Consider the following 10163-nt stretch of genomic DNA (forward strand, 5'->3'; position numbering starts at 1 on the left):
GTCCTCGTCCCAGGTCATGGTTCACGGTCGGCCGAGGAGACGTTGATGGATATAGGGCGGCGGGCTATCATGCGCAACTGGTCAGCTGCGCGCTGGCGGCCACGACGGCGGCCGCGTCAGGTCAGTGGGCAGCCGGGTCCCCCCGTTTCCGCGTGCCGCGTCCACCTGCTCTTGCTCCAGACCTTCGACGTCGGTGAGATCGACCCCGTCCAGATAGGTACCCGTAAGGTCAGCAGCGAGCAGCGAGGCACCGATGAGGATCGCCCTATTCAGCTTGGCGCCGCTCAGGTTCACCTGGACCAGTTGAGCGCGGGTGAGGTTCGCCTGGATTAGTGAGGCATCGGTGAGGTCCGCCGCCCCCAGCAACCCGCCCAGCAGAGCATCGGTAAGGTCCGCCTGGTACAGCGAGGCACGGGTTAGATTCGCCTGATGAAGCATGGCGCGGGCCAGATTCACGCGGAGTAATCCGGCGTCGGTCAGATTTGCGCGGAGCAGTTCGGCGCCGCTCAGGTTCGCCTCGATTAACGCCGCTTTGGTCAGATTCACCCCGAACAGCACAGCTCCGGCGAGATTCGCCTTGATCAGTCGGGCGCCAGTCAGATCAGCACCGGAAAGATCCGCACGGGGGACATTCTCGCGGACAGGCAGGCGTCCGAGGACGGTCAGCGCCGTCTGCACATCGGTCGAGGGCTGGCGGGGCACGGCGGGGGCGGGCTGATGTGGTGTCCCTGCCGGGTCCGGTGTCGGGAGGCGGGAGCGCTCGCGGACAAACGCGGAGAGGACCTCGACGACGGTCGACTGGTAGTCAACGGGAGCGTCCCTGGCAACATGCTCAAGGGCATAGATCCCGCCGAGGCGAATCTCGATCGCAGTGGATCCAAGCTGGGTGATCGCGGCGCTGTAGCGCGCGGAGCGCTGCTCGTTGAGCTCTCGCTCATGGGCCCGCGCGTCGCGTTGCCGAGTAAGCTCGTTGGCCTTTCGGGTTTCGGCCAGGCTCGCCAGCACACCAGCCAGCGCGATCGACGCGGCGGCGACCGCGAGTAACCCGGCCTGCAACGTCGCCCGCGGCTGACTCGGCACCGGCTGTCCTGGGTCCCTGGGGGCTGGATACAGCGTCGGCGGCACCAGCCACACCGCAAACGCCAGCCCACCGATGCCGACTACCGCGAGCACGACCAGGCGGGCAACGTGGTGCCCGCCCACCCAACGCACCCCCCGCCAGATCCCGATGGTCAGCCACCGCAGGATCCGCCACCGACCTTTCCCCGCGTCTTCCGTCATAGCGAGGTTGTACGCCATCGCATCGGACATCGGTCCGCAGACCATGGCAATGTCGGACGGGACCGCCGTCAACCATCAGATGGGACGCGCCTGACAAGGATCTACCAAGACAGAACAACTCCCACTCAACTAGCCATCGCAAATCTTCTGTACGGGTTCAAGGCCGCCCCTTCGGGGCGGCAAGTGACCTGTATCACGTTGCAGTGGCGCCGCACGCGCCACACCGAACAGGACCCCGACCGACCCGCCGCGCACGACGGGGCCCCGCCTCCCTCCGGTCGGCACCCCATCGGCCCGTCGGACCGGCCGCCCGTTCGGCGCGTCGGAGCGTCGCTACCTCTCAGATCCCAGCCCACAAAGAGGCAGACCCGCCGCTCATCCCAAGTAGCTCCGCCCCCTCACGTCGCTATCCCCCTTCCCGGGGTGCCGGATGATCTTACGGGCCGGCAACCAGGTCAAGGGCGCGCTACGCGCGTCGCCACGGCGATCACCCTTCGGGCGACCCTTGACCTGGCCACCAGCCCGTTAGAAGCGGCACCGAAGCGGGCCGGGGGAAAAATGGTTGGCCGACAAGCCAAAACCAAGCCCCCCGCGCGACACGAACCGCCTCGGGACGACACCGGCCAGGAAGAACCGCCGCCGCCCCGAGGCACCATTCAGCCAATCAGCGAGTCGATAACCGCCGCGTGGACCGGATCCGCCGTGTCCGTGCCATCGCACGCGACCAGGAGCCGCACCCCGCTACGCCGCAGCAGCCGCAGCACCGCCGTCAGGCCCGCGTTCGTCCCGGCAAGCCGGTCGAGGGTATCGACCACGAGCACGTCATACCGTCCCGTGACGACCAGGCGGACCGCTGTCATCAGCCCCCGCATGCCCGAGCCGTTCTGACGGATCGAGCAGCCCGCCTCCCAGCCCCGCGCGCCACACGCCGCCACGAACACCGCCCGCTGGCCAGGGTCATCGCCGCCGCCCAGGTGCCGCGTGAAGCTCAGCGCCCGCACCTCACTGCCGCCCATCGGAGACGGCCGCGCGCAACCGAGCCGCCAACTTTGCTGTACGCAGTCGAGCCACCAACTGCGCCGCGGTCGGCACCGGGCGACTCACCACGTCCGCCGCCCACTCCTCATCCTCAGCCGACCGCGCAGGGGAGAACAGCGACGCCGCCTCCATGCACGCCTGCCCCAAGGCCATCAGGAACTCTTCCGCCTGCACCCTGTCGTGATCGACGACCTGAATCGTCAGACCCCGCATCGTCACGGCCACGCGCGGCCTGTCGCCCACCACGGACGCTCGCGGACGGTCGGTATCAGCCGGATCGATCACGATGTCAGTACGTAGAATGGTCACGTTCGATCTCCTGTCTCAGCAGGGTTCGGACAGGCCCGGCCGGTGTTCCCGCACCGTCCGGGCCGCTTTGCCTTACAGATCAATTATCGCAACTTTGCTGTACGCAGTGAACGGCGATCGATCATGGCAGCGTGTAGAACACCGCCGAGCTGGACCCCTGATCGAGTCCGCTCTCGCGCCGCGCCGACGATCTTCACTCCCGTCAGGGCCACTGCGGGTTAGCGAAGCCATCTGGCAGACCAGCCTGCCCCGCTCACGTCTCCGAGTGATGGCCACGCCGGCCGCCCGTTCGGCCTGCAACGCAAGCTCCGAGCCGGAGCCCCACGACGCGCGGCACTGGCCCGTCGTTCGGTCCCCCTGCCACCGGATCGGGGCATGCCCCAGAAAAGATCATGGAACATCCTGGAACCGAAGGCTATCGTTCGCTATCGTTCGTTGAGAGTTGAAACTGTCAACACTTAGTGAGCAGGGGAAGCCCCCGAGCGCGTGAACGCCCGAAAGCTTCCCCCACCACTGTTTCGTTGCCCGTGATGCACAGATGTTACCCTTAGCGACTGCGCACCACACCGATGGTGACCACGAGGGATTCTGCGGTTGCCGCCGCACCCTCGTGGCCCATCAGTCGGAAGGCTAGCCCCGACATCGCGAGCACGATGCTCACGTGACGTAGCAGGCCCTCCTCATTCGGCATGTCCTGACTCATGACGCCTCCAGTCGTGTCCAGTGGACGCGACCAGCGCAGCCCTAGGCCCAGCTCCCACGGTTGGGACCTTCGCCAGTAGCTGTGTCTGACCGGAGCGGACAGCACGGAGCCGGACGATTCAGTAACGCCACGCAGAACCGTACAACACGGGAACGACGCGCCGTGCGCCAATCTCGGTTGCCGCCGTGGCATTCCGAAAGACCACGGCGACGCCACCACGGCCAGGGCCCGAGGCCGGCTAGGCGACCAACGGCAACGGCCGGCATCCCGTGAAAGATGCCGGCCGCCAGCAGGACCGTCCGCAGCTACGCGCGCACCGGACGCCGAACACGGACCATGTCCGCCAGCGCCACCACCGACCGAGGGTCGAGCCGGAGCAACTCCGAGAAGAGCCGCTCACCGGTCGGGCCCTGTGGCGTCGCATTCAAGAGCGTGTGCAGCGCGTCCTGGTACGACGTCCACGCGCCGGACCCCCACGACCCGGACGGAGGCACCCAGCCGCCGCTGGACATCGACGAGTCGCCGTGCATCGACCGGAAGATCAACCTCACGTCAGTCCCACCCGGCACAACCGGCCGATGATCGGTGTAGATGACCCGCGGCAAGGTCGCGGTTACGTCGACGAGGTCCCGCAGCATCGCACCCGCCGCGATCGTCACCTCATAACGGCCATCCGGACGCGGCTCTACAGCGACGAACGGACGCCCCTCATACGGGTTACGCCAACCACCAGAACCAGGCGGAATACTGGGCACGGGTCACTCTCCTGTTTACGCAGGTTGTGATCAAGGTCCTGGTGTGGGTGTGCCACCACCCCGCCAGGACCGCCTACCTCAATGATACAACGCAGCGCTCCATCATTTTGGAGGATCGTACGATCACGGCGTGACCGACGACGACCCGTTGCTCAGCTACAGCCAGCTAGCCGAACTAGCCGGAGTCCAGCCGAGCACCTTGCGTCGCTACCGGGCTGAGGGACGCATGCCCCCGCCCGACGAAGAGCCCACGCCCGATCGCCCCAGGTGGCGCCTGTCGACCTACAACGCATGGATGGCAAGCAGACCCGGACGCGGACGCAGCCTCAACGCACGCCAACCCAACACCGACAGCTAGACCCCGCAAACACGAAAAAACCCGCTTGCAACAGCAAGCGAGTGCATCTATGCAGGTCGGACGTCACATCGATGTTCTATTTGCGTACCCAAGTGCCACCAAGCACGTGATGTACATCATATGTGCAGTTTGGTCAGCCTCCACTAGCCGGGGATCTCCCCGGGATCCTCCGCCAGGCCCAGCAGGACCGTCACCGGGACCACGACCTGCACCTCGCACGGCAGTGGCACCGCGTGTTCGGTCCGCCCGCACAGGAGGTCGACGAGGACGTCCGCGCGGATCTGGTCACGGCTGCGGGTGTCCTCGGCCGTCCGGTGCGCGGCGATCCCCTGGGTGATCTGATCGACCCGCTGGTAGCAGGCGGTCGCCTCGTCGGCGGGCAGCACCGCGGACAGGCAACTCGTCCCGTCCTCGCCCGGTGACACCCACACCCGCCGTTCCTTTTTCCGCGCCCGCGCGCGTTCGGCCGCGCCGGCCGGGTCCAGCCGGTGTACGGCACGGCGGCACGCGTCGGTGAACGCTCCGCGGGTGGGTCGGGCGCCGCCGGCCAGCACGCGTGCTTCGACCTGCGCGACGAGCGGGTCGTTGAGCGGGCGGACCGCGTTCTCCAACGAGCGCAGCCGCTGCAGATCCAGCACCCCGGCCTTCAACGCCTCCACCGCGTGGGGTAGCCGGCGCGCCACCGTGCACGCGAACAGCATCTGGCTCGCCGCGGCCTGCGGGGACAGCCCCAGCACCGCCGCGACATCCTCCGGAGCGAACTCGTCAAACAGAACCTCCCGACCGGCCGCCGGGGGCCGTAGGTCCGCGAACTGCGCCAACAGCGCCAGCAGGTCCGCGTGGCTCGCCGCTATCGACCGGACCGCCGCACCGATCTGACCCAGCAGCACACGCACCCGCCCCTCGAACACCCCCTCCTGCTCCGAGGAGTCGACCGGGCCGGAACCGCTGTCGTCAACCTTCACACTCCGCGCGGTATTCATGGCGCAGACACCCATCCCACAATCGAATCGAACACACGTTCGACCATAAAGGTGTGTGCGCCACCCCGACAAGCGCGAACCAGACGAGACCACACTAAGTTCACATTCACCCAGGCACTCACACTCCTCGACACATCAAGCACGAGAAGAGGTAAAGTGACCGCGACACGGAACAGCCGACTCACCCCTTCCACGATCGGTCCCATCGATACACACAAGAGATTGCAGCCGCACGAGCATCGGCAGCCGAGCGTCGACGCACGACCACGACACCGTTAACCACTTATCAACGAGTGCACCAAATAGACATAAACCGTTAGCGAATCGGTCTCACACCGTCAAGGTTGGGACGCGAATGACTCAACAAAAGATGGCACTGATATCGATATTGAGCTAAGCCCACTGTCACCACGTGCACCAGAGGCTCATGAGAGAGAACCAGGAATCATGATGCACGTAGCCGCGTTGATCGGCAGCCGAGTCGTAGGCCCTGCTAGCAGCCAGAACGGTCCCGCCAATGTGATCTGCGTCTACGACCGGATCGCGGTGGCGGGTCCCGGGGGCAGTCGGGCCCACACCCATTCGACTCGTGATCGTGAGCGTGCCCCCGAGCACGAACGCCGCGAGGGCCTCAGGAGGCACAGGTGGGGGCCCGGCCGCGCCGACCACGCCGTCCACAGGGGCGTCCCAGTGATCAACTGCTCGAGGCTCCTCGTGGTGGCCGGACCGTGATCGTCGGATTCAAGGCGCGGGCCACGGTGACCGACGATCCCGAGGTCTCCCCGTTCCGCGACGGCACGGAGTCCATTGCGGGCAACCGGATCATGACTCATTCAGCTTGGTCTCCGTGTACGGCGAGCCTGACGAACCTGGACGCCCTCGGCGCGCTTCGTCCGGGCGGCCTGGAGGGCGTCGTCGCCCACGCGTTCCGCGGTCGCTCCGGCGCGCTGACAGACGGCGATCGGGCCGGCGAGGTGAGGGGGCTGCGCGTCGAGAGCGCCCCACCGACGTTCTCGGACGGATTCGACACGATCGTCGGGGAGCGTCGACTCGCACCAGTCGACTGTGTCCGGGCCGGTTGGTGGTACCTGGCCCCTCCGCAGTACGCTCCTGAACGGAAAGCTGCAGCTCAGACGCATGATGACCGCTTGCACGGCGGTCCGTCGGCCGGCCGGGATCCATCGGCCGTTCACGGAGCCGCCACACAGACAGCCGCCGTCGGTGCAGTGCGCCGAATCCCCCGATCGGTGCCAAACGCGCCGGCGGCGGCGCTGGCGGCGGGAGCCACTGGGCACGACGCAGTTGCAAGCCAGAGCAGGTGGGCCGGGCCGCCTGCAATCGGCGGACGACTCGGCTCGGCATCTCTGACACGCGTGATGGGGACGACACCCCGTCGCTGGCCTGACACTGAAGTCGTGCCGACGCTGTCCGACGACGCCATTGCCGCGCTCACCGCGGACCTCGCCCCGCTCGACGCCGATCTGACCGCCCGCTTCCCCGGCGATCCGGGCACCCGCCAGCCCGTCCACACCTGTTATCTGCCTGCCGACCGGCTGCACCCGGACGTCGTTCTCGAGTGGGGCGAAGCCGCCCGGGAGGCGCTGCGCCACCATGCTCCGGATCCGGATGCCCTGGCCGCGGCGACCGCGGGTGACTCCGACCCGGCGATCGCCGCCGCCGTGTACGCGCACGTCGTGCAGGCGCTGACCGTCGAGCCGATCCAGGATCTGCGGGTCGATCTCGAGGACGGGTACGGGACCCGCCCGGACGAGGTCGAGGACGCCGACGCCGTGCAGGCGGCGCAGGCCCTGCGCACCGCGGCGGCGGCCGGCGCGCTGCCAGCCTCCTACGGGCTGCGCCCGAAGTCGCTGGACGCCGCCGTGCGGGCCCGGGGGCTGCGCAGCCTCGATCTGTTCCTCACCACCCTCGCCGGTGATGGTGGTGAGGACGGCCCGCCACCCGGCCTCGTCGTGACCCTGCCGAAGGTGAGCGCGCCCGAACAGGTGATCGTGTTCAGCGAGGTCCTCGCCGAGCTGGAACGGCAGCTCGGCATCCCGCCGGTCGCGCTGGAGATCCAGGTCGAGACGCCCGCCGCGGTCCTGAGCCTGCCGGCGCTGGCCGGTGCCGCGCCGGGACGTCTGACCGGGCTACACGTGGGCACCTACGACTATTCCGCGGCACTCGGGATCGCCGCCGAGTACCAGGCCAGCGATCATCCGGGGGTCGAGCTCGCCACGGCGCTGATGCAGTTGGCCGCCGCGGGCACCGGGATCCGCGTGGCCGACGGCTCGTCCAACGTGCTGCCGGTGGGCCGGGCCTCCGACGTGCGCTCCGCGTGGCGCCGGCATGCCGGGCTGGTCCGCCGGGCTTGGTCGAGAGGTCTTTACCAGGGGTGGGATCTGCATCCCGGCCAGCTCGTCAGCCGGCACGCGGCGGTGGCGGGCTGCCTGCTCACCGGACTGCCCGACGCCCTGCGGCGGCTGGCGGACTACGCAGCCGCCCGCACGTCGGGATCGGTCGCCGACGAGCCGGCGACCGCGCGTGCCCTCGCCGGGCACGTCCTGCGCGCGGTGGACGCCCGCCTGGTCGACGACGCGCGGCTGCGGGCCGCCGGTCTGGACGAGGAGACGGTCGCCCGCCTCGGAGGCCGACCTCCGCAGGTCCCGGCCTGACCTGCCGGACCGGGCGGGTCAGGCCGGGCGGGTCAGCTGCCGCGGTAGGTGGAGTAGCCGTACGGCGCGAGTAGAAGGGGCACGTGATGGTGGTCGGCCGGCTCCCGGATGACGAAGACGATCGCCACCTCGGGGTAGAAGGCCGAATGCCCCGTGGTGTCGAACACGAGGCGCCAGGCGCCGGTGCGGTCCGCGGGCAGGTCGCCGACGCGCCCGTCGTCATCGGTCACCGCCTGGGCGACTGGGCGCCAGCCCTTGGTCGCGCCGTCGAGGGTGACCGCGGCCCGTTCAAGGCGCACCGGCACGCCGGCGGCTGGCTTCCCAGAGGCGGTGTCCAGCACATGGGTCGACAAGCTCACTCGCGTCGCCCTCCCCGGCTCGCCGCCGGGTGCCCGCCGGCGACCCACTCGTCGCTTCGCCACGACCCGGGAACCAGGTGTCAGGCGCCGGTGATCAGATGGCGCAGCCGCAGCGCGGTGATCTCCGCCTGCTGGCCGGCCGCCACCCGCAGCTCGGTCCTGGGGTCGTTCGCCATCCTCTCCCGGAGCAGCTCCAGCATCTCCTGCGCGCCACGCCCCGCCGCGCGAACGAGAAAGATGAACCCGAAGCGGTCCTCGTACTCGGCGTTCCCCTCGGCGAAGGCCGCGCGGACATCCTCGCTCGCCTGGTCCAGGGCGGCCTGCTCCCGTCGGGGGGCGTCGAGGGAGACGACGGTGGCCCGCGAGGACGTCGGCGGCGTCGGCGCGGGTGCCGGGCGCTCCCCGATCCGGGGATGCGCGGTGAACGCCTCCAGCCAGGCGGTTTCGGGCAGGTTCCACCACTCCTGCTCGGCGGCGGGCAGCAGCGTGGCGAGCGTGCCGAAGGGCCGGAGGGCCGCGACGGCGTCCGCCCAGTCCTCGGAACCGCAGCAGGCCAGCAGCTCCTCACGGGCCGCGGCGGGCGTCAGGGAGTCGAACCAGCGCATGGCCAGCGACTCGCGTCCCGCCTCGGTCGGCGCGCCGACCAGCCGCAGCCGGGCGAGACCGCCGTCCGGGATCGCGTCCACCCGCACGTGCGTGGCCTCGACTGGCACCTCCAGGTCGAACAGGTGCCGGGTGTTCGGCTGGACCCGGGTGCGCGGCAGCAGCGGCCGCCAGTCGGTGATCGCCGACAGGGCGTCCGTGGCCAGGTCGTCGTCGCCGGTCGTGGGTGCGTTCGCCGCCCACAGCGCGACGGCGCGCGGCGCGTTGCCGCGGAAGTGGCGGGTGTCGACCTCGGCCCGCACCACGGTCCCCTCGGTGGCCAGCCGCACCACCGCCCAGTCGTGCCCCGGCCCGCGGCGGCGGCGGGTCTCCCAGCCCTCCCCCATCGCCCGGGCGTCGCCGGAGGCGTTCAGGTTGTGCCGGTCGCCGTAGTGCATGTCGCTGGCGGCGACGACGACACCGCCCAGGTAGGCGGCGGCCAGGTCGGAGGTGACCCGGTCGAGCAGCCGCGGGTCGGGCACGACGACGCCGTGCACCCGCAGCCGGGCGACTCCCCCGTCCGGGTGGATGGTCAGCCGCAGGTGACTGATCCGGAGCCGGCCCTCCGCCGACACGGGCAGGACGTTGACGGCGTCCGCGGCGACTGGCGTGCGGGCGACGAGGGGCATCCAGGTGACCGAGTCCTCGGCGACCTCCTCGGCGGACGGGTAGCCGGCAAGGGTGGCGCCGTGCAGCTCGACCGACTCCGGGGCGTTGCCGGTGAAATGGGTCGTGTCCACGGTCACCGCGTGCACGATGCCGGGGGCGCCGAGGCGGACGATCGCCCAGTCCGCCGCGGGCAGGTCGCGGCGGCGGCGGGTCTCCCAGCCGTCGGTCCACTGGCCGCGCTCGGTGAACACCCCCGGACGGACTATCGGTGCCTCCGCCAGGAGCATGCGCTCGGCGAGCGCGAAGAACTCGTCATTGACGGCGACGACGGACCCGCCGAACCGGGCGGCGGCGAGGTCGACGAGGTTCGTCAGGTCGGGCGCGTCGGTCATCGGGATCTCGCCGTGGATACCCCGGCCTTCAGGCCGGGGAGGAAACGGCGTCCCTTGCTGGA

10 protein-coding genes are annotated in these 10163 nt (G+C 69.6%); 2 read left to right on the forward strand and 8 right to left on the reverse strand.

All coding sequences use genetic code 11. The features are described from left to right. Nucleotides 1-81: 81 nt before the first annotated feature. From AC559T_RS05710 to AC559T_RS05730, 5 genes are all read right to left on the reverse strand, one after another. Nucleotides 82-1353 (reverse strand): pentapeptide repeat-containing protein, encoded by a 1272-nt coding sequence (locus AC559T_RS05710; protein WP_498868000.1) that lies wholly within the window; start codon nucleotides 1351-1353, stop codon nucleotides 82-84. A gap of 584 nt (nucleotides 1354-1937) precedes the next feature. Continuing rightward, the gene (locus AC559T_RS05715; RefSeq protein WP_498868001.1) at nucleotides 1938-2297 is read right to left on the reverse strand and encodes a recombinase family protein; all 360 of its coding nucleotides are present in this window, start codon (nucleotides 2295-2297) and stop codon (nucleotides 1938-1940) included. Next, nucleotides 2284-2628, reverse strand: a complete 345-nt coding sequence (locus AC559T_RS05720; protein WP_498868002.1) for a hypothetical protein — start codon at nucleotides 2626-2628, stop codon at nucleotides 2284-2286. Before AC559T_RS05720 ends, AC559T_RS05715 begins: the two co-directional genes overlap by 14 nt. 547 nt (nucleotides 2629-3175) lie before the next feature. Beyond that, a complete protein-coding gene (locus tag AC559T_RS05725) occupies nucleotides 3176-3331 on the reverse strand; it encodes a hypothetical protein (RefSeq protein WP_498868003.1) in 156 nt (51 codons plus the stop codon). A 305-nt stretch (nucleotides 3332-3636) separates the two neighbouring features. Next, nucleotides 3637-3990 (reverse strand): hypothetical protein, encoded by a 354-nt coding sequence (locus AC559T_RS05730; RefSeq protein ID WP_498868004.1) that lies wholly within the window; start codon nucleotides 3988-3990, stop codon nucleotides 3637-3639. 226 nt (nucleotides 3991-4216) lie between these two features. Here AC559T_RS05730 and AC559T_RS05735 point away from each other — a divergent pair, with 226 nt between their 5' ends. Next, on the forward strand, nucleotides 4217-4444 hold the full coding sequence (locus tag AC559T_RS05735; RefSeq protein WP_498868005.1) for a helix-turn-helix transcriptional regulator: 228 nt from the start codon (nucleotides 4217-4219) through the stop codon (nucleotides 4442-4444). Between the two features lie 143 nt (nucleotides 4445-4587). Here AC559T_RS05735 and AC559T_RS05740 read toward each other — a convergent pair whose 3' ends face one another. Next, entirely contained in the window at nucleotides 4588-5409 is an 822-nt protein-coding gene (locus tag AC559T_RS05740) for a DUF222 domain-containing protein (RefSeq protein WP_498868006.1), read from the reverse strand. Nucleotides 5410-6842: 1433 nt separating this feature from the next. Between AC559T_RS05740 and AC559T_RS05745 the strand changes: the two genes are divergently transcribed. Continuing rightward, nucleotides 6843-8099, forward strand: coding sequence for a DUF6986 family protein (locus AC559T_RS05745; RefSeq protein ID WP_498868007.1), 1257 nt, complete (start codon nucleotides 6843-6845; stop codon nucleotides 8097-8099). A gap of 32 nt (nucleotides 8100-8131) precedes the next feature. Here AC559T_RS05745 and uraH read toward each other — a convergent pair whose 3' ends face one another. After that, on the reverse strand, nucleotides 8132-8458 hold the full coding sequence (gene uraH / locus AC559T_RS05750) for a hydroxyisourate hydrolase (protein WP_112108455.1): 327 nt from the start codon (nucleotides 8456-8458) through the stop codon (nucleotides 8132-8134). An 80-nt stretch (nucleotides 8459-8538) separates the two neighbouring features. Next, the gene (locus AC559T_RS05755) at nucleotides 8539-10101 is read right to left on the reverse strand and encodes an allantoicase (protein WP_112108454.1); all 1563 of its coding nucleotides are present in this window, start codon (nucleotides 10099-10101) and stop codon (nucleotides 8539-8541) included. Between the last annotated feature and the right edge of the window lie 62 nt (nucleotides 10102-10163).

It is taken from the genome of Frankia sp. Hr75.2 (assembly GCF_949319125.1).
GTDB lineage: Bacteria > Actinomycetota > Actinomycetes > Frankiales > Frankiaceae > Parafrankia > Parafrankia soli.

What these genes read in the sequence shown, in the direction of transcription:
- AC559T_RS05715 (WP_498868001.1), bottom strand. Translation starts at nt 2,297, where the DNA reads ATGGGCGGCAGTGAGGTGCGGGCGCTGAGCTTCACGCGGCACCTGGGC.
- AC559T_RS05725 (WP_498868003.1), bottom strand. Translation starts at nt 3,331, where the DNA reads ATGAGTCAGGACATGCCGAATGAGGAGGGCCTGCTACGTCACGTGAGC.
- AC559T_RS05755 (WP_112108454.1), bottom strand. Translation starts at nt 10,101, where the DNA reads ATGACCGACGCGCCCGACCTGACGAACCTCGTCGACCTCGCCGCCGCC.